Consider the following 22,990-nt stretch of genomic DNA (forward strand, 5'->3'; position numbering starts at 1 on the left):
ATACCTGCCATTCTACACAACAACCTTTTTGTTATGCAAAAACAGATTGAAATTTTTACTGATGGATCTTGCTTAGGTAATCCAGGGGTGGGCGGAATTGGTGCCGTATTGCGTTATAAACAGCATGAAAAAATGCTCTCCAAAGGCTATTTCAAAACCACCAATAATCGAATGGAATTACGCGCTGTCATTGAAGCATTAAATACATTAAAAGAACCTTGCTTGATCACGCTTTATAGTGATAGCCAATATATGAAAAATGGCATAACAAAATGGATCTTTAACTGGAAAAAAAATAATTGGAAAGCAAGTTCTGGAAAGCCTGTAAAAAACCAAGATTTATGGATAGCCTTAGATGAATCCATCCAACGTCATAAAATTAATTGGCAATGGGTAAAAGGTCATGCAGGACACAGAGAAAATGAAATTTGCGATGAATTAGCAAAAAAAGGGGCAGAAAATCCGACATTGGAAGATATTGGCTACATGGAAGAATAATATAGAAGGTGGCATACTATTCTATTCCCCAATACCTAAAAATATTTATAGGTAATACTTAAACCTAAAAAAGAACAAAAAACAATCAAATTTATTTAAAAAGTGTGATCTCGATGAGATTTCAAGAAAATTAAAATTTTGGAGTATTGACATAAAAAATTTTTTTTGCGAAGATGCAGCACGTCGCTCGCCTATTTTGTTTGGTGATTAGACAATTCTATTGGAAAAAAGTTCAATCATAGATAGTAACAACCATAAGGAATACAAATTATGAAAAAAACACTTGCAGCATTAATCGTTGGTGCATTCGCAGCTTCAGCAGCAAACGCGGCTGTTGTTTATAACAACGAAGGGACTAACGTAGAATTAGGTGGTCGTTTAAGCGTTATCGCAGAACAAAGTAGTAACACTGTAGATGATCAAAAACAGCAACACGGTGCATTACGCAATCAAGGGTCACGTTTCCACATTAAAGCAACGCATAACTTCGGTGATGGTTTCTATGCACAAGGTTATTTAGAAACTCGTTTAGTTACAGAAGGCACTCAAGACAATGCAGATCACTTCGGTGATATTACAACCAAATATGCTTATGTTACTTTAGGAAATAAAGCATTCGGTGAAGTAAAACTTGGTCGTGCGAAAACTATTGCTGATGGCATCACAAGCGCAGAAGATAAAGAATATGGTGTTCTCAACAATAGCAAATATGTTCGTACTAATGGTAATACCGTTGGCTATACTTTTAAAGGTATCGATGGTTTAGTATTAGGTGCTAATTATTTATTAGCACAACAGCGCCTTCATAATGATCAAGGGATTATTGCTAATAAGGCAGGAGAAGTTTATCCACAAACAATCAGCAATGGCGTTCAGGTTGGTGCAAAATATGATGCAAACAACATTATTGCAGGTATTGCTTATGGTCGTACAAATTATAGAGAAAATGCTACAGGTAACCTTCGCTTAATTTCAAGTAGAAAAGAACAAGTAGAGGGTGTGCTTTCAACTTTAGGCTATCATTTTAGTGATTTAGGCTTATTAGTGTCGCTAGATAGTGGCTATGCAAAAACTAAAAACCATACAACAACAACAACAACAACAACAAGACCAGCAGTAACACACCCAGCATACGACGAAAAACGCTATTTCGTATCTCCAGGTTTCCAATATGAATTAATGGAAGATACTAATGTCTATGGCAACTTCAAATATGAACGCACTTCTTCAGATGAAGGTAAAAGAACACATGAACAAGCAGTATTATTCGGTGTAGATCATAAACTTCACAAACAAGTATTAACCTATATTGAAGGTGCTTACGCGAGAACTAAAACAAATGATAAAGGTAAAACCGAAAAAACTGGAAAAGAAAAATCAGTGGGTGTAGGTTTACGCGTTTACTTCTAATTATTTGTTAGAATGAATACTTAAAAAGCGAATCGAAAGATTCGCTTTTTTGTTTGCTTAAAAAAATCAAGTTAAAAAATGATTAAGTTAAAAAATGATTAAGTTAAAAGTGTATAAATATTTAGGCTATTTTATAAGTAACAAAATATTAATAAAAAATCTGTGATATATATCACAGATTTTTAATCAATTAACTATTTAAGTGTTTACTATTAATTCTCTTTCCACTTTCCGTTTACTACTGTGCCGATTACTTGGTAATTTGGCGTAAACACGGCTAAGTTCGCTATCTTACCTTTTTCTACCGAACCTAAACGATCATCTACACCAATTGCACGAGCAGGGTAAAGGTTACTCATTCTAATGGCTTCCGCAAGAGGAATTTCAACATATTCTACCGCATTTTTAATAGATTCCATCATTGTGATTGATGCCCCTGCAATTGTGCCATTCGCATCATAGCAACGCCCTTCTTTGATATAAATTGTTTTTCCCACAAAGGTAAAACTTTCTAGTTCTGGCGGTGCGCCTGCCGCTGCAATAGAGTCAGTCACAATACAAAGTTTGTCGCCTTTGATTTTTTTATCAATGCGAACATTGCCGTAATTGATATGCACCCCATCGACGATAATGCCAGTGTAAACATCAGAATCTAATACTGCACCCACTACGCCCATTGCACGTCCAGAACTAATTGGCGACATTGCATTATGTAAGTGGGTTGCAAAAGTTGCACCTTTGTGGAATGCGGCTTTAGCCACTTCATAAGTGGCATTAGAATGGCCTACAGAGACAATAATGCCCGCTTTCACAAAATCAGGCGTATAGTTAATAGTTGGGTTTTCTGCGGCAATGGTGATTTTTGTAATGACATCACCATTTTCACAGAGGAAATCTTTCATTTCAGGCGTAATTTCACGAATATATTCGGGACGGTGTACGCCTTTTTTCTCAATGCTGAGATAAGGCCCTTCAATATGTAAACCAAGTGCTTGGTTTTTATGCTTGTTTAAATATTCACGCATAATTTTTACCGCACTTTTTATATTTTCATCAGGCGCGGTAATAAAAGTGGGAAGGAAACTTGTACAACCTGATTTTAAGTTAGTTTCCTGCATAATTTCCAAGGTTTCAACGCTGGTTTGGTCGTTAAACATCACGCCACCACAGCCATTTAATTGCAGATCAATAAAACCAGCAGTTAAATTATTACCTTGTAAATCAATGGTTTTGATACCTGTTTCTAATTCAGCTTGGGGAACTACCGCTTCAATAATTTCACCGTTAATAATTACAGCAAAATCACGTAAAACATCATATTTTGTGTAAATTACACAATTAATTAATGCGTATTTCATATTCTGTTCCTAATATCAACATCAGTTTAACATAGCAACTATATTGCTCTTAAACGTAAGGACAATTTGCCCTATGATTGTTTGTGATTATAGGGCGAATGTAATTCGCCCCTACATAAAGATGAAGAATAGATCTCTATTTATCCTGATAATCCGTACCAGCAACCGAGCCTTCTAATTCAGTAAAATATTTCACGGTTTTCACTTTTAACTCTTGTTGTGCAGCTTCATCACAAACAAGCACGAAATGACGGTGCATTTGTAATGCACTGACTGTCCATAAATGGTTAATACTGCCTTCAACGGCAGCTTGCACTGCCAGTGCTTTTTGATGTCCTGTTGCTAAAATCATCACTTCTTCTGCATCTAATAATGTACCGACACCAATGGTTAAAGCATATTTCGGCACTTGAGTAACATCGTTATTAAAGAAGCGTGAATTTGCAATCAATGTATCTTGCGTGAGCGTTTTAATACGGGTGCGAGAACTTAATGAAGAAGCAGGTTCATTAAATGCGATATGTCCATCTACGCCAACCCCCCCCATAAACAGATGAATTTTGCCGTAGGATTTAATTTTTTCTTCATAACGACGGCATTCTGCATTGTGGTCATCGGTATTGCCGTTAAGAATATTGATATTTTCAGGTAAAATATCGATATGATTGAAAAAATTGTTATACATAAAGCTGTGGTAACTTTCAGGGTGTTCCTCTGGTAAAGCCACATATTCATCCATATTGAAAGTCACTACGTGTTTGAAACTCACTTTGCCTGCTTGATGAAGTCGAATCAGTTCTTGATAAGTTTTTAGTGGTGTACCGCCAGTAGGTAACCCCAATACAAAAGGACGCTCGGCGGTAGGTTTAAAATCGTTGATACGATTGATGATATGTTGTGCAGCCCAACAACTGACTTGTTGTTCTGTTTGTAACGGAATAAAACGCATATTAGCCTTCCTTTATTATTGACCGTAATGATCCTATTCATATCGTAGGGTGGGCTTTAGCCCACCAATCTTATTGGATATATGGTGGGCTAAAGCCCACCCTACGGCAAAGGATCATGATAAGTGCAGTAATTTTCTATCTTGTTTTTAAAAAGAAATTCTTTTGCTCCAATAATTTACCACAAAGCAATAGAAGTTGCCCCCTTCCGCCCTTCGGGCACCTTCCCCCGTAAACAGGGGAAGGCAAGTGCTTGCTGACTTGTTATTCTGTTTGTAACGGAATAAACAGAGGAAGGCAAGTTCTTGCTGGCTTGCTGTTCTGTTTGTAACGGAATAAAACGCATATTAGCCTTCCTTTATTATTGACCGTGATGATCCTATTCATATCGTAGGGTGGGCTTTAGCCCACCAATCTTATTGGATATATGGTGGGCTAAAGCCCACCCTACGGCAAAGGATCATGATAAGTGCAGTAATTTTCTATCTTGTTTTTAAAAAGAAATTCTTTTGCTCCAATAATTTACCACAAAGCAATAGAAGTTGCCCCCTTCCGCCCTTCGGGCACCTTCCCCCGTAAACAGGGGAAGGCAAGTGCTTGCTGACTTGTTATTCTGTTTGTAACGGAATAAACAGAGGAAGGCAAGTTCTTGCTGGCTTGCTGTTCTGTTTGTAACGGAATAAAACGCATATTAGCCTTCCTTTATTATTGACCGTGATGATCCTATTCATATCGTAGGGTGGGCTTTAGCCCACCAATCTTATTGGATATATGGTGGGCTAAAGCCCACCCTACGGCAAAGGATCATGATAAGTGCAGTAATTTTCTATCTTGTTTTTAAAAAGAAATTCTTTTGCTCCAATAATTTACCACAAAGCAATAGAAGTTGCCCCCTTCCGCCCTTCGGGCACCTTCCCCCGTAAACAGGGGAAGGAAAGTGCTTGCTGACTTGCTGTTCTGTTTGTAACGGAATAAACAGAGGAAGGCAAATTCTTGCTGGCTTGCTGTTCTGTTTGTAACGGAATAAAACGCATATTAGCCTTCCTTTATTATTAGCCACAAATCAATGCTCCTATTCATATCGTAGGGTGGGCTTTAGCCCACCAATCTTATCGGATATATGGTGGGCTAAAGCCCACCCTACGGCAAAGGATCATGATAAGTACAGTAATTTTCTATCTTGTTTTTAAAAAGAAATTCTTTTGCTCCAATAATTTACCACAAAGCAATAGAAGTTGCCCCCTTCCGCCCTTCGGGCACCTTCCCCCGTAAACAGGGGAAGGAAAGTGCTTGCTGACTTGCTGTTCTGTTTGTAACGGAATAAACAGAGGAAGGCAAATTCTTGCTGGCTTGCTGTTCTGTTTGTAACGGAATAAAACGCATATTAGCCTTCCTTTATTATTAGCCACAAATCAATGCTCCTATTCATATCGTAGGGTGGGCTTTAGCCCACCAATCTTATCGGATATATGGTGGGCTAAAGCCCACCCTACGGCAAAGGATCATGATAAGTACAGTAATTTTCTATCTTGTTTTTAAAAAGAAATTCTTTTGCTCCAATAATTTACCACAAAGCAATAGAAGTTGCCCCCTTCCGCCCTTCGGGCACCTTCCCCCGTAAACAGGGGAAGGAAAGTGCTTGCTGACTTGCTGTTCTGTTTGTAACGGAATAAACAGAGGAAGGCAAATTCTTGCTGGCTTGCTGTTCTGTTTGTAACGGAATAAAACGCATATTAGCCTTCCTTTATTATTAGCCACAAATCAATGCTCCTATTCATATCGTAGGGTGGGCTTTAGCCCACCAATCTTATTGGATATATGGTGGGCTAAAGCCCACCCTACGGCAAAGGATCATGATAAGTGCAGTAATTTTTTATCTTTATGACAAAAATTTCGCTTTCAAGTCTTTTGCTTTTGCAACCTGTTCTGCTGTTGCTTTTGATGTCATTGGTTCACGGCAATAACCTGCATCCACCCCTTCTAATTTAAGCAATTCTTTGATGGTTAAATATAAACCGTTCGCTAAAATGCCTTCAATTAAATCGTTGGTTACGTGTTGGATTTCTAAGGCTTCTTTGAGTTTACCTGCTTTGGTTAATTCAAAAATTTGACGAGCACGAACGCCGTTTACGTTAAAGGTTGAACCAATTGCACCATCCACACCAAGTGATGCCGCAGGTAACATCATTTCATCGAAACCTGCCCAAATTAAGTGGTTTGGATAAGCTTTTTTCAAACGTTCTAATAAGTAGAAATCACCTGCTGTGAATTTTACCCCTAATACTTTCGGGTTTTTGTAAAGTTCACCGAATTGTTCAATGCCCATATTCACGCCAGTTAAGAACGGGATTGAGTACACAATCATATTGTTGCCCGTTTCAGCGATGATGGTGTCGTAATAATGTTTAATTTCAGGGAAGCTAAATTTGTAATAGAATGGCGTCACTGCAGATAAGCAGTCGTAGCCTAATTCTGTTGCATATTTACCTAATTCCACCGCTTCTTTTAAGTTTACACTACCCACTTGAGCAATTAGTGCGATTTGATCTTTTGCTTCATCTTTTGCAATGCGGAAGATTTCTTTTTTCTCTTCCGTTGAAAGCATAAAGTTTTCGCCTGTTGAACCGCCCACATATAAGCCATCAACTTTCATTTTGTCGATATTATGGCGGATAATTTGGCGTAAACCTTTTTCATTAATGGTGCCATCTTCATTAAATGACACTAATAATGCACTGAAAATACCTTTTAAATCACGCATAAGTTTTCTCCTATTTTATACGTTGTTCAAGAATTACATTGAGAGTTTTTTGTTTAGTTTGAGCGGCAATTTCTTCTTCGCCCTGCACTAACAAAGCATAAATTAAATCTAATACAAAAAGCTGTGCAATTTTGGTGCCAATAGAATCGCCTTGTAACTTGCCTTGTTTATTACCATTTACCAAAACATAATCAGCATATTCTGTCACGGGGGAACGCAAACTATGCGTCAATGCCACTGTTGTTGCACCATTTTGTTTTGCGATTTTGATGGTATGTGCCGTTTCAGCAGAATAACCAGAATGGCTTAAACCAATTGCCACATCAGAAGACGTAAGTAACGCTGCCTGCATATACATAAAATGATTATTACCTGAAGCATCCACTTGAAAACCAATACGCATCAGCTTATTTTTAGCATCTTCAGCCGTTACGCCAGATGAACCCACACCAAATAAAAAAATACGGCGTGCTTTTTTAAGTACTTTAACGACTTCTTCAAGCTGTTTTAAATCAAGTAAATTAATCGTTTCTTCCATTACATTAGCAACCGCCGTTTGCAATTTTTGTGCAATAGTGAGCGAATCATCACTTGGCATAATTTCTGTTTCAAGTATGCTTTCATCTTGATTATCTTTCGTCGCAAGTTCAATAGAAAGCTCTAGTTTGAACTCGCTGAAACCTTTAAAACCAATGGTTCGACAAAAACGGACGAGCGTAGCTTCTCCAACTTGCAAATGTTTAGCGATTTCTGAAAGGGAGCATTGAGAGACTAAATCAGGCGAACGCAAAATCGTATCGGCAATTTTTTTCTCTGATTTAGTTAAACTCTGGTAAAGTGAGCCAATTTTGTTTAACACATTTCCCGATTTAGCCATAAATTGTTCCTTCAGGCTTATCCAGTAAAACATCTTTTACCCAATAAGCTGCGCCAATTAAACCTGCATCTTGTCCAAATTTAGCGGTTTCAATTTCACAACAATATATCGAAGGAAAATCTTGTAAATATTTTTCAACCAAAGATAAATATCCCTCAGCTAATCCCACACTGCCACCAATCGCGATTTTTTGAATATCTAAACTAATCACTAAATCAGCAATTAAATTAGCAATGGCTTTCGCAGAACGCTCGACAAGTGCGGTCGCTTTTTCATCATTTTTTCTAAAACGCTCAAACACTTCTTTTGGATCGCACGGATCTTCCCATTGGGAAGAAACTGCTTCAATTGCTCGCCCTGAAGCAATCGCTTCGACACAACCTCGACGACCACAACCACAGATCGCACCATTTGGATCAGCTAATGTATGACCAATATGCCCAGCAATACCACGAGAACCTGTCTGCAAAATTTGGTTCAGCACAATCCCTCCGCCAACTCCTGTTGAAACGGTAATAAAAACAAAATTTGATACCTGTTCAGAATTTTGCAATTGATATTCCGCATAAGTCGCAGCTTGTGCATCATTTAATAAACCAATCGGTTTATCCGTATGTTTTGCAATACTGGCTTTAAGTGGAAATTCCGCCAAGCCGCCTAAGTTTTTCGGATTTAATGCACTTAAAATGCCATTATTGATGATCCCCGTAGATGCTACCGCTACATAATCAAACTGCCCTTCATAATCAGCAAGCAATTTGCCTAACGCTTGGTGCATTCCCTCCACTACATTTTCACGTGGTGTATGAATTTGCTGACGTTGCTCAATTTCGCCATTTTTTACAATCGCCGCAGCAATTTTTGTCCCACCAATATCTAGTGCTAAACAACGCATAACTTATCCTTATAGTGTAAAGTCTTTTCTCACACGTCTTACGACTATCTTGCAGATTTCACTGAATTAGCAAACCAACTCACAATATGTTCAAGACGAGTTAAGGCTGAACCTACAGTCACGCAATCTGCACCAATTTCAATTGCCACTTTTGCTAATTCTGGTGTGTTGTAGCGACCTTCCGCCATCACAAAACAACCCGCTGCTTTTAAATCTTTCACTAATTGATAATCCGGTTCTTCTGGCACTGAGCCACCTGTATAACCCGACATCGTACTGCCGACAATATCAAAACCAAGCGCTTTACAATACAAGCCTTCTTCTAAATTAGAACAATCTGCCATTGCCAAACAGCCCATTTCGTGGATTTTTTTCACCGCACTTTCAATATCCACAGGACGCGGACGGCTCGTGCCATCTACTGCAATAATATCCGCGCCTGCATTGGCTAGATCTTCAATATCTTGTAAAAACGGCGTAATACGCACGGGACTATCAGGCAAATCACGTTTTACAATTCCGATAATTGGAACATTCACAAAAGGACGGGTTGCTTTAAGGTTATCAACCCCCTCAATACGTAAGCCAGAAGCGCCGCCCATAACCGAAGCCTGAGCCATAGCAGAAACGATTTCAGGTTTATCCATTGGGCCATCATCGACAGGTTGGCAAGAAGAAATAAGACCATATTGAATTTGAGAAAGTACTTCTTGATAAGATAATTTAGACATATAACACCCCTCATTTAAATCTGAATAAATCACTTTAAAATTAATTTAATCCACATAAAACAATCTTTTATAAGTTGTAATATGCTTATATTTTCATCATTTAACATTATTATATGAAAAAGAAATGCCATTTTAAAGAATATTTTTGAAGTGTTTTTTCATAAATGTGATCAACTTCTCATTTTTGAAATAAAACTCGTAAAACTATTTTAAATTTGTTTTTTTACTCTTAGAATTGCTCTCGAATCCTATTTTTGGGGAGAAAACATACATTTTTTGCCTAAATTGATTCTCATATTACGGGGTTAATATATTCCCCTTTCCAACATAAGTTCACACAGGAGCGAATATGATGAAATTGACAAAACTTTTCCTTGCTACAGCCATTTCTTTAGGCGTATCTTCTGCTGTTCTTGCCGCTGATTATGACTTGAAATTCGGTATGAATGCTGGAACTTCATCAAATGAATATAAAGCGGCAGAAATGTTTGCCAAAGAAGTCAAAGAAAAATCACAGGGTAAAATTGAAATTTCACTTTATCCAAGTTCACAATTAGGTGATGACCGCGCAATGTTAAAACAATTAAAAGACGGTTCTCTCGACTTCACCTTTGCAGAATCTGCTCGCTTCCAGTTGTTTTACCCTGAAGCAGCAGTATTTGCCTTACCTTATGTTATTAGCAACTATAATGTTGCACAAAAAGCCTTATTCGATACAGAATTTGGTAAAGATTTAATTAAAAAAATGGATAAAGATCTTGGCGTGACTTTACTTTCCCAAGCTTATAACGGAACTCGCCAAACGACTTCAAATCGTGCAATCAACAGTATTGCAGATATGAAAGGCTTAAAACTTCGTGTACCAAATGCAGCAACAAACTTAGCCTATGCTAAATATGTTGGCGCATCACCAACACCAATGGCATTTTCTGAAGTTTATCTTGCGTTACAAACCAATGCCGTCGATGGTCAAGAAAACCCGTTAGCAGCGGTGCAAGCACAAAAATTCTATGAAGTGCAAAAGTTCTTAGCAATGACTAATCACATTTTGAATGACCAACTTTATTTAGTAAGCAACGAGACTTATAAAGAACTCCCTGAAGATCTTCAAAAAGTCGTAAAAGATGCTGCCGAAAATGCAGCAAAATATCACACTAAATTATTCGTAGATGGAGAAAAAGATTTAGTCACATTCTTTGAAAAACAAGGTGTGAAAATTACACATCCTGATCTTGTCCCATTTAAAGCATCAATGAAGCCGTATTATGCTGAGTTTGTAAAACAAACTGGTCAAAAAGGTGAAGCAGCTTTAAAACAAATTGAAGCAATCAATCCATAATCCCTCTTTAGTGTGCCGTAATGGCACACTACATTCCCTTATTCTTCATTAAACGGAGTGAAGTATGAAATATATTAATAAGCTTGAAGAATGGCTGGGTGGCACATTATTTATTGCCATTTTCGGTATTCTTATCGCTCAAATTCTTTCACGCCAAGTTTTTCATTCTCCGTTAATTTGGAGTGAAGAACTCGCCAAGCTCTTATTTGTTTACGTGGGTATGTTGGGTATCAGCGTTGCTGTGAGAAAACAAGAACACGTATTTATTGATTTTTTAACTAATCTAATGCCCGAAAAAATCAGAAAATTCACAAATACGTTTGTACAATTATTAGTCTTTGTATGTATTTTCTTATTTATTCATTTCGGTATTCGTACTTTTAACGGCGCATCATTCCCTATTGATGCCTTAGGAGGCATTTCTGAAAAATGGATTTTCGCAGCACTGCCTGTTATCGCAATATTAATGATGTTTCGCTTTATCCAAGCGCAAACCCTAAACTTTAAGACAGGGAAAAGCTATTTACCTGCGACTTTCTTTATCATAAGTGCGGTCATTTTATTTGCGATTTTATTTTTCGCGCCAGATTGGTTCAAAGTATTACGTATTAGCAATTATATAAAACTCGGTTCAAGTTCAGTCTATGTCGCCTTACTCGTTTGGCTCATCATTATGTTTATCGGTGTCCCTGTAGGTTGGTCCTTATTTATTGCTACTCTACTTTATTTTTCTATGACACGTTGGAATGTCGTAAATGCCGCAACTGAAAAATTAGTCTATAGCCTAGACAGCTTCCCATTACTTGCCGTGCCGTTTTATATTTTAACGGGCATTCTAATGAATACAGGTGGGATTACCGAACGTATTTTTAATTTCGCTAAAGCCTTACTCGGTCATTACACAGGAGGAATGGGACACGTTAATATCGGTGCAAGTTTATTGTTCTCTGGTATGTCAGGTTCAGCACTTGCTGATGCTGGGGGCTTAGGTCAATTAGAAATCAAATCAATGCGTGATGCTGGTTATGACGATGATATTTGCGGAGGAATTACTGCTGCTTCTTGTATTATTGGGCCATTAGTTCCGCCAAGTATTGCAATGATTATTTACGGTGTAATTGCCAATGAATCTATCGCAAAACTCTTTATTGCAGGTTTTATTCCAGGTGTATTAATTACTTTAGCTTTAATGGCAATGAATTATCGCATTGCCAAAAAACGAGGTTATCCACGAACACCAAAAGCTACGAGAGAACAACTTTGCAGTAGCTTTAAACAATCTTTTTGGGCAATCTTAACGCCGTTATTAATTATCGGTGGTATTTTTTCAGGCTTATTCAGTCCAACAGAATCTGCCATTGTTGCAGCAGCATATTCTGTAATTATTGGTAAATTTGTGTATAAAGAATTAACCTTAAAAAGCTTATTTAATAGTTGCATAGAAGCAATGGCAATTACGGGCGTAGTCGCCTTAATGATTATGACAGTGACTTTCTTTGGCGATATGATTGCCCGTGAACAAGTCGCAATGCGTGTTGCTAATGTGTTTGTTGCCGTTGCCGATTCGCCTTTAACCGTATTGGTAATGATTAACGCACTGTTACTTTTTCTTGGAATGTTCATTGATGCCCTAGCATTACAATTTTTAGTATTACCAATGCTTATTCCTATCGCAATGCAATTCAATATTGACTTAATCTTCTTTGGTGTAATGACCACATTAAATATGATGATTGGTATTCTTACCCCACCAATGGGAATGGCTCTCTTTGTTGTTGCTCGTGTAGGAAATATGTCAGTTTCCACGGTAACCAAAGGCGTATTACCGTTCTTGATTCCCGTTTTCGTCACATTAGTATTAATCACGATTTTCCCACAAATCATCACATTTGTGCCAAATCTATTGATACCATAATAAAAAGTGCGGTTGAAAAACATTAAATTTTTTAACCGCGCTTTCATCGTTTTCGTAAGTTACATCTGCCGTATCTTACAATACAAAAGGGTGCAATAACTGCACTTTATCAACGCCTATTCAATGCCGTTTAATGAATAGAAAACTGTAAACACAACTCAAAATGGGGTTTATTATGAAACTAACTAAAACAGCATTATGTACCGCACTTTTTGCTACCTTTACTTTTTCAGCGAACGCACAAACTTATCCTGATTTACCAGTGGGGATCAAAGGAGGAACAGGCGCATTAATTGGCGACACAGTTTATGTGGGATTAGGTTCTGGTGGCGATAAATTCTATACCTTAGACCTAAAAGATCCTTCAGCACAATGGAAAGAAATTGCTACATTTCCAGGTGGCGAACGCAATCAACCTGTTGCAGCCGCAGTGGATGGAAAACTTTATGTATTCGGTGGTTTACAAAAAAATGAAAAAGGCGAACTTCAACTCGTTAATGACGCTTATCGCTATAACCCAAGCGATAATACTTGGATGAAACTTCCTACTCGTTCTCCCCGTGGTTTAGTAGGATCAAGTGGCGCATCTCACGGAGATAAAGTTTATATTTTAGGCGGCTCTAATCTCTCTATATTTAATGGTTTCTTCCAAGACACTGTGGCAGCAGGTGAAGATCAAGCGAAAAAAGATGAAATCGCAGCAGCTTACTTCGATCAACGTCCAGAAGATTATTTCTTTACAACAGAATTATTGAGCTATGAACCCTCAACCAACAAATGGCGCAATGAAGGTCGCATTCCATTCTCTGGTCGTGCTGGTGCAGCCTTTACAATTCAAGGTAATGATCTAGTGGTTGTCAATGGCGAAATTAAACCTGGACTTCGCACCGCTGAAACCCATCAAGGTAAATTCACTGCTAAAGGTGTGCAATGGAAAAACTTACCTGACTTACCTGCACCAAAAGGCAAATCACAAGATGGTTTAGCTGGTGCACTTTCAGGCTATAGTAACGGTCATTATTTAGTCACTGGTGGCGCAAATTTTCCAGGTTCAATCAAACAATTCAAAGAAGGAAAACTTCACGCACATAAAGGTTTAAGCAAAGCTTGGCATAACGAAGTTTATACGTTGAATAATGGTAAATGGCGCATTGTTGGGGAATTACCAATGAATATTGGTTATGGTTTTTCTGTATCTTACAACAATAAAGTTTTACTGATTGGCGGTGAAACTGATGGAGGTAAGGCTTTAACTAGCGTCAAAGCCATTAGCTACGATGGTAAAAAATTGACCATCGAATAATTTATCACAGAATAATGTTAAGGCTTGAGGCAAAGAATGGGCTCAAGCCTTTTGATTTCATCAAAATATAAAAATTAAGGAGATTATATGAGTGTACTCAGTTACGCACAAAAAATCGGTCAAGCCTTAATGGTGCCTGTGGCAGCCTTACCTGCTGCTGCATTATTAATGGGTATTGGCTATTGGATCGACCCAGATGGTTGGGGTGCAAATAGTCAATTAGCGGCATTATTAATTAAATCTGGCGCAGCAATTATTGACAACATGGGCTTACTCTTCGCTGTGGGCGTCGCTTTTGGGCTTGCAAAAGATAAACACGGTTCCGCCGCACTTTCAGGCCTTGTTGGTTTCTACGTAGTAACCACCCTACTTTCCCCTGCTGGTGTAGCACAATTACAACACATTGATATTAGTGAAGTGCCTGCCGCATTCAAAAAAATCAATAACCAATTTATTGGGATTTTAATTGGTGTGATTTCAGCTGAACTTTACAACCGTTTCTATCAAGTTGAATTACCAAAGGCACTTTCGTTCTTTAGCGGAAAACGCCTCGTCCCAATTTTGGTTTCTTTCGTGATGATCGCCGTATCATTTGCCTTACTCTATATTTGGCCTCATATTTTTAACGCGCTCGTTTCATTTGGTGAATCCATCAAAGATTTAGGTGCAGTAGGTGCGGGGATCTACGGTTTCTTCAACCGCTTATTAATTCCTGTGGGCTTACACCATGCCTTAAACTCTGTATTCTGGTTTGATGTAGCGGGTATCAACGATATTCCAAACTTCTTGGGCGGCGCTAAATCCATTGCCGAAGGCACTGCAACCGTGGGGCTCACTGGTATGTATCAAGCTGGTTTCTTCCCTGTCATGATGTTTGGTTTACCAGGTGCTGCTCTTGCAATTTATCACTGCGCAAAACCAAACCAAAAAGTACAAGTGGCCTCAATTATGCTTGCGGGTGCGTTAGCCTCTTTCTTTACAGGGATCACTGAACCGCTTGAATTCTCATTTATGTTCGTTGCACCTGTACTTTATGTATTGCATGCATTATTAACAGGTATCTCTGTATTCATTGCAGCTACAATGCACTGGATTGCAGGATTCGGATTTAGTGCAGGTTTAGTGGATATGGTACTTTCTAGCCGTAACCCACTTGCCGTTAGCTGGTATATGTTACTTGTACAAGGTATTGTATTCTTTGCTATCTATTATTTTGTGTTCCGTTTTGCAATTAATGCCTTTAATCTCAAAACGCTAGGACGTGAAGATAAAGCGGAAACAGCTGCAGCCCCAACTCAAAGCGACCAATCTCGCGAAGAAAGAGCGGTGAAATTTATTGCTGCTTTAGGTGGTTCAGAAAACTTCAAAACTGTGGATGCTTGTATCACTCGTTTACGCTTAACTTTAGTTGATCATCACAATATTAACGAAGATCAACTTAAAGCGCTTGGTTCAAAAGGTAATGTAAAATTAGGCAATGATGGATTACAAGTCATTTTAGGGCCTGAAGCTGAACTTGTAGCAGAAGCAATTAAAGCAAAATTAAAATAAATTTTGACCACACTTTGAATGCCGTCTATCACTAGGCGGCATTTTTATTAATGAGATTTAGCAATGTTATTTATTCCACCACCACTACTCTGTTTATTCATTGCCATAGCAATGTATTTTTTGCCAAAGATTGCTAGTTATTCTGTCCATTTTTCAGTGATTGTTTTTGTTATTTCCCTTTCATTTTTGATTGCTTTAAGCAGCGTTATGCAATTCTTTATATGTAAAACCTCCATTAATCCTCGTGATTTTAAAGGCACAACAAAATTAGTTTGCACAGGCATATTTCGATTTAGCCGTAACCCAATGTATTTAAGTTTGCTGTTAATTTTGCTTGCTTGGACGCTTTGGTTAGGTAATAGTTTGGCTTGGTTAGGCGTAATTATCTTTATATTAGTGATAAACCAGTTTCAAATAGCCCGAGAAGAAACCTATTTGGAAAATAAATTTGGCGATGAATATCGTCGTTACAAACAAAAAGTAAGACGTTGGCTATAAAAAACACCTTCACGAGGAAGGTGCTTTTATCAAATTAAAATCTATTTTTTCGGTGCCTGCATAAAGCGGAAGAAATCACTATCTGGTTTTAAAATCATTATATTGTCAGAATTTGCAAAACTCGCTTCATAGGCTTTTAAGCTACGCACAAAAGTAAAGAATTGTGGTTCTTGAGCAAAAGCATCTGAATATAATTTTGCTGCCGCTGCATCGCCTGAACCTCGTAATTCTTGTGCAGTTTTATTTGCATTAGCAAGAATTAACGTCACTTTGCGATCTACATCAGCTTGAATAAATGCAGCTTTTTCTTTCCCTTGAGAACGATGTTCACGCGCCACTGCATCACGTTCTGCACGCATACGTTGGTAAATTGAAGAAGAGACTTCATCTGGTAAATTAATTTGTTTTACACGCACATCGATCACTTCAATACCTAATTCTGCCGTACTGTCTTGTCCTGAACTTAAAGCTTTTTTTGCCCCTTCCATTAATTCTCCACGTGTACCAGAAACAATATCTTTAATCGTGCGTGAACCAATTTCAGAACGTAAACGGTCATTTACTTTACGACTTAATAAATTTGCAGCTTGGGCATAATCGCCACCGCCAGTAGACGTGTAGAATCGACCAAAATCACTGATTTTCCATTTCACATAAGAATCCACTAGCAAATCTTTTTTCTCAACAGTAACAAAACGTGTTGCAGAGCCATCTAAAGTACGAATACGCGCATCTAAAACTTTGATGCTATCAATTAAAGGCACTTTAAAATGCAATCCCGGTTCATATACAACCACTTTGTTATCGGCATCACGCTGTACTTTGTTAAATCGTAACATAATGCCACGCGTACCTTCCGTTACAACGACGATGCTAGAATAAACCACTGCCACAATCACGAAAATAACAGGTAATAAAAATCTACGCATTAGTTAAATCTCCCTTGACGAATCGGTGCAACGGTAGTCGGCTGAGGCTGATAAGAATTTTGACGTTCTGGCGCAGTAAAAGCAGGCGAAGAATTGACCGCACTTGGCGTGCTTGTTACCGATTTTTTGCCCATAATTTGCTCTAGCGGTAACACAGTTAAATTATTACCATTATTGCCATCAAGCATTATTTTTGGCGTATTTGCCATCACTTTTTCCATCGTCTGAATATATAAACGCTCACGCAGTAAATCTGGTGCAGCCTTAAATTCTGGCAACAAGCGTTGCAAACGTTCAACTTCACCTTTTGCATCTAACACAATACGATCTTTATAAGCTGTTGCTTCTTCAAGAATACGTTGTGCATCACCGCGTGCAATCGGTTCTTTCTCACGCGCATAGGCTTCCGCTTCACGAATAAAACGTTGTTCATCTTCCTGCGCTTTAATTGCATCATCAAAGGCATCTTTTACTTCTTCAGGTGGGCGCGCAGATTGGAAGTTCACATCAATAACCTCAAGTCCCATATCATAGGATTTGATAATTTCATTCAAAGCTTTCCAAGTATTTTCACGCACGACAGAGCGACCTGTGGTTAAAATATCATTCATAGACATATGCCCAACAACATAACGTAATGCACTATCTGTCGCTTGATTCAAACTATCATCTGCATTTGTTACGCTAAAAAGATATTTTGCAGGATCTTGCACGCGATATTGCACGGTCATTTCCACTTTTACCATATTTTCATCTTGAGTCAGCATTGCACCTTGTGTACGCAACTCTTTTACTTGCTCCACATTTACTGGCAATACTTTATCTACAAATGTTGGTTTCCAGTTCAAACCGGGTTGAACAATAGAATGTAACTCGCCAAAACGAAGCACCACACCGCGTTCAGCCTCTTTAATGGTGTAAAAACCGCTTACGCCCCAAATAATCGCACCAATCGCTACAGCAAGTGGAATAACTTTGCCAAAATGAAATGGCGTATTGCCTTGAGAACTGCCATTATTTTGACCGCTCTTTTTATTTCCACCACCTAATTTTTTAAGCAGATTATTAAAAATCTCCTCAATATCTGGCGGAGATTGCTCTTGATTTCCACGATTTTGGTTATTATTCCATCCATTATTGTTGGATGAATTTTCCGGCTGTTGGTCGTTGCTCTGCCCTGGTTTACTCCAAGGATCGCGATCTGAACCGTTCTGTGACATTTCATTCTCCATTTGTCAAAAAATTGTTAAGAGTTTAGCTAAATAAATGGGGCACGTCTATGAAAATACAAGAATTTTTAGGCAATAAAAAATCCTTGATTTTACACAAGGATTTTCTTGATTAATTCACATCATAAAAAACGCATTTTTGAAGTTCTTTTATCTGTAAACTTTCCCCACTCCATTCATAAAAGTGCGGTAATTTTTCTTGATGATTGACAAAAGCAGCTAAATAAATAGGGAGTTCATCAGTAAACCACAACTGCCCCTGCGGACAATAATCCGAAAAAATTTTTTGTTGTTCAGGGAAATGACGAACATTGGATAATTTTACGATCCCAAATCCTTGGGATTTCAATGCAGCCTCTCGCAAACACCAACAACGATAAAAAGCGTTCAAAGAATCCTGCTGATGATGAAACCAATCAATTTCTTCTTTTGGTGCAATATGTTCCATCAACGCCGTAAAATTTCTTATTTTAGGAAATTCAATATCAATTCCCACCGCACTTTTTTCTTCATTTCTAATATCTAATATTACCGCCACCCAATCACCAGAATGACTAATATTAAAATCTATTCTCTCATCAAGAAAATAAGGTCTGCCACTTTCAGTACGATGAATTTGAGATAAAAGTGCGGTGGATTTTCTAGATATTTTTAAAAGTTGGAAAAGTAATAAGTGAGCAAGCCGACGGCACTGATGACGCTGAAAAACACGCAAGCTATCCGTTTCAATGTGATATAGATTTTCTGGAATCAGTTCATCGGGTAAGGATTCCAAAGAAAAAGGTTGATTTATATTGCCGTAGGCGATGTAGGTTGTCATAAAATAAAAGCACCATTCAAAGGTGCTTTTATATTAAAAGGATTTAGTTTGTGTGTAAATTAGCGAATCACTAATTCCGCCACAGAAACACCGACCAAGCAAGCAACAACAACCCCAATTAAACCTGGCACCATAAAACTGTGGTTAAAATAATATTTACCAATTTTTGTTGTACCCGTTACGTCAAAGTTTACTGTTGCAATATCTGACGGATAATTTGGAATGAAGAAATAGGCATAAGTTGCAGGCATTAAACCAACTAAGATTGGCGCAGGAATACCTAAGCCAATACCCACAGGTAATAACATTACGGCTGTTGCTGCTTGGCTATTAATTACAACTGAGACTGCAAATAACGCCAATGCGAATGTCCAAGGGTAAGTTTGCACCATATCAGTAATCGCGGCTTTAAATTCTGGCATTGCATATTTGAAGTAAGTGTCGCTCATCCACGCAATACCATAAATTGCAATCGCTGCTACCATACCTGACTTAAATACCACACCATTTTGCACGATTTGAGGATTCGTTTTCGTTGCAAGTAAAATCACACCGCCAAAGCAAAGCATCATCATTTGAATGATAAGTGACATTGAAATTGCTTTTCCGCTACCGATAGTACGAATTTCAGGAATCATCGCAATCGCAACAATCACAACTAAAGCAAGTAAAAATAGGTAAACAGATTTTTTTGCCCCTTGCGGAAGGGTTTCATTCAATGTTGTACTGGTAGTATTTAAAATACGTTCGCGCCATACTGGATCTTGTAAACGACGTTGATATTCAGGATCTTGTTCTAACTCTTTACCACGACGCATACTGTATAAAGAAAGCGCAATCGTACCCGCTAAGGTTGCAGGAACGGTCACACAAATAATATCTAATAAACTAATATGCTCAAAAGCGGGCATTGCTGTAATTTTACCTAGATAAAATACAACAGCTGCAGAAAGTGGGCTTGATGTGATGGCTAATTGCGATGCTACTGAAGACGCTGCCATTGGACGTTCTGGACGAATTTTGTTTTTCAATGCAACATCGCCGATGATTGGCATAATTGTGTAAACAGAGTGACCCGTACCAAGCATAAAGGTTAATAAATAGACGACTAATGGGCCGAGTAAAGTGACACGTTTTGGATTTTTACGGAGAATGCGTTCAGCAATTTGTAACATAAATTTCAAACCGCCAGCTGCTTCAAGTACGGATGCGCAAGTCACCACTGCAAGAATGATAAGCATTACATCAATCGGTGCTTTCCCCACTGGCATACGAAATACGAAAACCTCGATAGCAAGACCGATACCAGAAACAACACCTAATCCGATACCGCCGTAACGGCTACCGATATAGAGCATTAATAGTAAAAATAAAAATTCTAAATAAAGCATAAACACCTCAAAAATGAAAAACTATGCAAATAATACTTCTTTTTAGGCATATAACTAAATAATTTTTTAAAATTTAAACCAAGATTTTAAGTAAACGATAATTTAGATCAATTTTTATGAAAAGGAAAAATAAAAAGTGCGGTAATTTTAAAGAGGATTATTAGAAAAAAAATTAGGCGACTTAAAACGTCGCCCAACTTAAAATTATTGATTGTTTTGCACGTAATCAATCGCAGATTGAACAGTGGTAATTTTTTCAGCTTCTTCATCAGGAATTTCAATATCAAATTCTTCTTCTAAAGCCATTACTAATTCAACTGTGTCTAATGAATCTGCACCTAAATCTTCAACAAAAGAAGCTTCAGGTTTAACATCTTCTTCTTTAACACCTAATTGTTCAACGATGATTTTTTTCACGCGTTCTTCAATACTCATTTGTTTTTCCTATTTGTTGGTTTTAACTCATAAAAGAGCAGTTAGTGTATGTATTTTTTAGTAACTTGCAACTATTTTATGGTCTGGTCGCACCACAAAATAGGCAATGTGAACACACACATCAAATATAGTTACGTACCTTTGCATACGCTCAAGGCGTAACCAAGTTACATTGCGAGCGGGATTTTAGCATTATCTAAAATCTTTGGCTATGATTTTATTGCTTAGAAATCCCCATAAATCAATGTCAAATTTTAGCTTAAGTATAAGCCACCATTCACGTGTAACGTTGTTCCCGTGATATAACCTGCATCATCAGAAGCTAAGAAAGCAACGGCTTTAGCTATGTCTTTTGCTTCGCCTAAACGTCCAGCTGGAACATTAGATAAGATCCCCGCTTTTTGTTCATCCGTAAGCACTTCTGTCATATCTGTTGCAATAAAACCTGGTGCAACCACATTTACAGTAATACCACGTGCAGCTACTTCTTTCGCTAAAGATTTAGAAAAACCAACCACACCCGCTTTTGCCGCACAATAGTTAGTTTGTCCTGGATTACCCGTTGAACCAACCACTGAACCAATATTGATGATACGACCAAAACGTTTTTTCATCATTGAACGTAACATGGCTTTAGAAAGATGATACACCGAAGTTAAGTTAGTTTGCATAATATCAAACCATTCCTCATCTTTCATACGCATCAATAAATTATCGCGAGTAATACCTGCGTTATTCACGAGAATATCAATATCGCCAAAATCATTTTTAATTTGTTCAAGTAAGGTTTCGATAGATTCTTTATCCGTTACGTTTAAAACTAAACCTTTACCTTTATCCCCTAAATAAGCCGAGATCGCCTCTGCACCCTTTTCAGAGGTTGCGGTACCAATTACAAATGCACCTTTTGAACTAAGTTCTTCTGCAATCGCACGACCGATACCACGGCTAGCCCCTGTCACTAAAGCAATTTTACCTTGCATTTTTTCTTCCTTTTACTTACGCTAAAAATTCTTCTACCGCATTGAATGATGCAACATCATTTACAGATATTGCTTGTAAATCACCCACAATGCGTTTGGTTAAACCATTTAATACTTTACCTGGCCCCACTTCAACAAGCACTAAAACACCATCTTGCGCCATTTTTTCAACTGTTTCAGTCCAACGAACTGGACTATATAACTGACGAACAAGTGCGGTACGAATTTCGGCGCCTTCAGTTTCAGCTTTCACATCAACGTTATTTAATACTGATGTTGTTGGTGTATTAATTTGAATATTCTCAAGTGTTACCGCTAATTGCTCGGCTGCAGGTTTCATTAATGCACAGTGAGAAGGTACGCTCACAGCTAACGGCAATGCACGTTTCGCCCCTGCTTCTTTACATAATGCAGCCGCACGCTCAACTGCAGTCTTCGCACCCGCAATAACTACTTGACCCGGTGAGTTAAAGTTCACCGCAGATACGACTTCGCCTTCCTCTGCTTGTTTGCAAGCATTAATAATTGCTTCATTATCTAAACCAATGATTGCATACATTGCGCCAGTGCCTTCAGGCACAGCTTGTTGCATTAATTTTCCGCGCAATTCCACTAATTTAATCGCATCTTGGAAATCCAACACCCCAGCACAAACTAACGCAGAATACTCACCCAAGCTATGGCCTGCCATCACTTCTGGTTTTAATTGAGGAAATTTTTCTTGCCATACGCGATAAATAGCGACTGAAGCAGCTAAAAGTACGGGCTGAGTTTGCCAAGTTTTATTAAGTTCTTCAGCTGGACCTTGTTGAACAAGATACCATAAATCATAACCAAGCGCATCAGATGCTTGTTTAAATGTTTCAATAACGATTGGATATTCAGTGGCAAGATCAGCAAGCATACCGACAGTTTGGGAGCCTTGACCTGGGAAGACCATTGCGAATTTTTTCATTATGTTTTGTCCTATTGTTTTTTAATTGAAAATTCTTCTTCGGTAATTAAAATCGGGTTTCGCCGATGGCGACTTACTTTTTCTTTGCTTCGCCAAAGAAAAAGTAAGCAAAAAGAAAGGCGACCCTACTTTTCCTTGTTTCCTTTGTTCCATTGAATTTGCTTA

Annotated in this window: 20 protein-coding genes; 7 read left to right on the forward strand and 13 right to left on the reverse strand. The window is 38.1% G+C overall.

All coding sequences use genetic code 11. The features are described 5' to 3' along the window. Positions 1-33: 33 nt before the first annotated feature. Positions 34-498 carry a ribonuclease HI gene (gene rnhA / locus DV356_RS08835; protein WP_118806852.1) on the forward strand — a complete coding sequence of 155 codons (465 nt, stop codon included), beginning with the start codon at positions 34-36 and terminating at the stop codon, positions 496-498. 270 nt (positions 499-768) lie between these two features. Further along, positions 769-1,908: a porin gene (locus DV356_RS08840; RefSeq protein WP_118806853.1), complete on the forward strand. Its 1,140-nt coding sequence runs from the start codon at positions 769-771 to the stop codon at positions 1,906-1,908. A gap of 212 nt (positions 1,909-2,120) precedes the next feature. Here the strand turns inward: DV356_RS08840 and nagA are convergent, their stop codons facing one another. The 6 genes from nagA to DV356_RS08870 all read right to left on the reverse strand — a co-directional run bounded on the left by nagA (position 2,121) and on the right by DV356_RS08870 (position 9,477). Beyond that, on the reverse strand, positions 2,121-3,266 hold the full coding sequence (gene nagA / locus DV356_RS08845; protein ID WP_112109978.1) for an N-acetylglucosamine-6-phosphate deacetylase: 1,146 nt from the start codon (positions 3,264-3,266) through the stop codon (positions 2,121-2,123). A gap of 136 nt (positions 3,267-3,402) precedes the next feature. Then, the gene (gene nagB, locus DV356_RS08850; protein ID WP_112080705.1) at positions 3,403-4,215 is read right to left on the reverse strand and encodes a glucosamine-6-phosphate deaminase; all 813 of its coding nucleotides are present in this window, start codon (positions 4,213-4,215) and stop codon (positions 3,403-3,405) included. Positions 4,216-6,092: 1,877 nt separating this feature from the next. Then, positions 6,093-6,974 (reverse strand): N-acetylneuraminate lyase, encoded by an 882-nt coding sequence (nanA, locus tag DV356_RS08855; RefSeq protein ID WP_005654434.1) that lies wholly within the window; start codon positions 6,972-6,974, stop codon positions 6,093-6,095. 10 nt (positions 6,975-6,984) lie between these two features. Further along, positions 6,985-7,851, reverse strand: coding sequence for a MurR/RpiR family transcriptional regulator (locus DV356_RS08860; RefSeq protein WP_005654433.1), 867 nt, complete (start codon positions 7,849-7,851; stop codon positions 6,985-6,987). Then, the gene (locus DV356_RS08865; protein WP_005668146.1) at positions 7,844-8,746 is read right to left on the reverse strand and encodes an N-acetylmannosamine kinase; all 903 of its coding nucleotides are present in this window, start codon (positions 8,744-8,746) and stop codon (positions 7,844-7,846) included. Before DV356_RS08865 ends, DV356_RS08860 begins: the two co-directional genes overlap by 8 nt. Before the next feature lie 44 nt (positions 8,747-8,790). Further along, positions 8,791-9,477: a putative N-acetylmannosamine-6-phosphate 2-epimerase gene (locus DV356_RS08870; protein ID WP_005658108.1), complete on the reverse strand. Its 687-nt coding sequence runs from the start codon at positions 9,475-9,477 to the stop codon at positions 8,791-8,793. A 349-nt stretch (positions 9,478-9,826) separates the two neighbouring features. Between DV356_RS08870 and siaP the strand changes: the two genes are divergently transcribed. The 5 genes from siaP to DV356_RS08895 all read left to right on the forward strand — a co-directional run bounded on the left by siaP (position 9,827) and on the right by DV356_RS08895 (position 16,083). Further along, positions 9,827-10,816, forward strand: a complete 990-nt coding sequence (gene siaP, locus DV356_RS08875) for a sialic acid TRAP transporter substrate-binding protein SiaP (RefSeq protein ID WP_005691499.1) — start codon at positions 9,827-9,829, stop codon at positions 10,814-10,816. 64 nt (positions 10,817-10,880) lie between these two features. Continuing rightward, positions 10,881-12,731: a sialic acid TRAP transporter substrate-binding protein SiaT gene (gene siaT / locus DV356_RS08880; RefSeq protein ID WP_005654416.1), complete on the forward strand. Its 1,851-nt coding sequence runs from the start codon at positions 10,881-10,883 to the stop codon at positions 12,729-12,731. Positions 12,732-12,906: 175 nt separating this feature from the next. Next, the gene (locus DV356_RS08885) at positions 12,907-14,034 is read left to right on the forward strand and encodes an N-acetylneuraminate epimerase (RefSeq protein ID WP_005648627.1); all 1,128 of its coding nucleotides are present in this window, start codon (positions 12,907-12,909) and stop codon (positions 14,032-14,034) included. Between the two features lie 87 nt (positions 14,035-14,121). Next, positions 14,122-15,585, forward strand: coding sequence for an N-acetylglucosamine-specific PTS transporter subunit IIBC (gene nagE, locus DV356_RS08890; RefSeq protein WP_112084349.1), 1,464 nt, complete (start codon positions 14,122-14,124; stop codon positions 15,583-15,585). A 63-nt stretch (positions 15,586-15,648) separates the two neighbouring features. After that, the gene (locus DV356_RS08895; RefSeq protein WP_005691502.1) at positions 15,649-16,083 is read left to right on the forward strand and encodes a methyltransferase family protein; all 435 of its coding nucleotides are present in this window, start codon (positions 15,649-15,651) and stop codon (positions 16,081-16,083) included. A 41-nt stretch (positions 16,084-16,124) separates the two neighbouring features. Here DV356_RS08895 and hflC read toward each other — a convergent pair whose 3' ends face one another. The 7 genes from hflC to fabD form a co-directional block, all read right to left on the reverse strand. Continuing rightward, positions 16,125-17,012: a protease modulator HflC gene (gene hflC / locus DV356_RS08900; protein WP_110426649.1), complete on the reverse strand. Its 888-nt coding sequence runs from the start codon at positions 17,010-17,012 to the stop codon at positions 16,125-16,127. Continuing rightward, on the reverse strand, positions 17,012-18,232 hold the full coding sequence (gene hflK / locus DV356_RS08905; protein WP_192882174.1) for an FtsH protease activity modulator HflK: 1,221 nt from the start codon (positions 18,230-18,232) through the stop codon (positions 17,012-17,014). The genes hflC and hflK overlap by 1 nt, the downstream gene beginning before the upstream one ends. 121 nt (positions 18,233-18,353) lie before the next feature. After that, entirely contained in the window at positions 18,354-19,061 is a 708-nt protein-coding gene (locus tag DV356_RS08910) for a 4'-phosphopantetheinyl transferase family protein (protein ID WP_105894169.1), read from the reverse strand. Between the two features lie 59 nt (positions 19,062-19,120). Continuing rightward, a complete protein-coding gene (locus DV356_RS08915; RefSeq protein WP_005654411.1) occupies positions 19,121-20,452 on the reverse strand; it encodes an anaerobic C4-dicarboxylate transporter in 1,332 nt (443 codons plus the stop codon). Between the two features lie 204 nt (positions 20,453-20,656). After that, positions 20,657-20,887, reverse strand: a complete 231-nt coding sequence (acpP, locus tag DV356_RS08920; protein ID WP_005544465.1) for an acyl carrier protein — start codon at positions 20,885-20,887, stop codon at positions 20,657-20,659. A 254-nt stretch (positions 20,888-21,141) separates the two neighbouring features. Further along, a complete protein-coding gene (gene fabG / locus DV356_RS08925) occupies positions 21,142-21,870 on the reverse strand; it encodes a 3-oxoacyl-ACP reductase FabG (protein ID WP_005654404.1) in 729 nt (242 codons plus the stop codon). 16 nt (positions 21,871-21,886) lie between these two features. After that, positions 21,887-22,825, reverse strand: coding sequence for an ACP S-malonyltransferase (fabD, locus tag DV356_RS08930; RefSeq protein ID WP_118806855.1), 939 nt, complete (start codon positions 22,823-22,825; stop codon positions 21,887-21,889). Positions 22,826-22,990 lie beyond the last annotated feature (165 nt).

The sequence above is a fragment of the Haemophilus influenzae genome (assembly GCF_003494325.1).
Taxonomy (GTDB): Bacteria; Pseudomonadota; Gammaproteobacteria; order Enterobacterales; family Pasteurellaceae; genus Haemophilus; species Haemophilus influenzae_I.

Coding starts and splice junctions, on each gene's coding strand:
- nagB (WP_112080705.1), bottom strand. CDS start 4,215: ATGCGTTTTATTCCGTTACAAACAGAACAACAAGTCAGTTGTTGGGCT.
- fabD (WP_118806855.1), bottom strand. CDS start 22,825: ATGAAAAAATTCGCAATGGTCTTCCCAGGTCAAGGCTCCCAAACTGTC.
- DV356_RS08865 (WP_005668146.1), bottom strand. CDS start 8,746: ATGCGTTGTTTAGCACTAGATATTGGTGGGACAAAAATTGCTGCGGCG.
- nanA (WP_005654434.1), bottom strand. CDS start 6,974: ATGCGTGATTTAAAAGGTATTTTCAGTGCATTATTAGTGTCATTTAAT.
- DV356_RS08895 (WP_005691502.1), top strand. CDS start 15,649: ATGTTATTTATTCCACCACCACTACTCTGTTTATTCATTGCCATAGCA.
- siaP (WP_005691499.1), top strand. CDS start 9,827: ATGATGAAATTGACAAAACTTTTCCTTGCTACAGCCATTTCTTTAGGC.
- nagE (WP_112084349.1), top strand. CDS start 14,122: ATGAGTGTACTCAGTTACGCACAAAAAATCGGTCAAGCCTTAATGGTG.
- DV356_RS08840 (WP_118806853.1), top strand. CDS start 769: ATGAAAAAAACACTTGCAGCATTAATCGTTGGTGCATTCGCAGCTTCA.
- DV356_RS08885 (WP_005648627.1), top strand. CDS start 12,907: ATGAAACTAACTAAAACAGCATTATGTACCGCACTTTTTGCTACCTTT.
- DV356_RS08915 (WP_005654411.1), bottom strand. CDS start 20,452: ATGCTTTATTTAGAATTTTTATTTTTACTATTAATGCTCTATATCGGT.
- DV356_RS08910 (WP_105894169.1), bottom strand. CDS start 19,061: ATGACAACCTACATCGCCTACGGCAATATAAATCAACCTTTTTCTTTG.
- rnhA (WP_118806852.1), top strand. CDS start 34: ATGCAAAAACAGATTGAAATTTTTACTGATGGATCTTGCTTAGGTAAT.
- hflK (WP_192882174.1), bottom strand. CDS start 18,232: ATGTCACAGAACGGTTCAGATCGCGATCCTTGGAGTAAACCAGGGCAG.
- DV356_RS08860 (WP_005654433.1), bottom strand. CDS start 7,851: ATGGCTAAATCGGGAAATGTGTTAAACAAAATTGGCTCACTTTACCAG.
- siaT (WP_005654416.1), top strand. CDS start 10,881: ATGAAATATATTAATAAGCTTGAAGAATGGCTGGGTGGCACATTATTT.
- hflC (WP_110426649.1), bottom strand. CDS start 17,012: ATGCGTAGATTTTTATTACCTGTTATTTTCGTGATTGTGGCAGTGGTT.
- DV356_RS08870 (WP_005658108.1), bottom strand. CDS start 9,477: ATGTCTAAATTATCTTATCAAGAAGTACTTTCTCAAATTCAATATGGT.
- acpP (WP_005544465.1), bottom strand. CDS start 20,887: ATGAGTATTGAAGAACGCGTGAAAAAAATCATCGTTGAACAATTAGGT.
- nagA (WP_112109978.1), bottom strand. CDS start 3,266: ATGAAATACGCATTAATTAATTGTGTAATTTACACAAAATATGATGTT.
- fabG (WP_005654404.1), bottom strand. CDS start 21,870: ATGCAAGGTAAAATTGCTTTAGTGACAGGGGCTAGCCGTGGTATCGGT.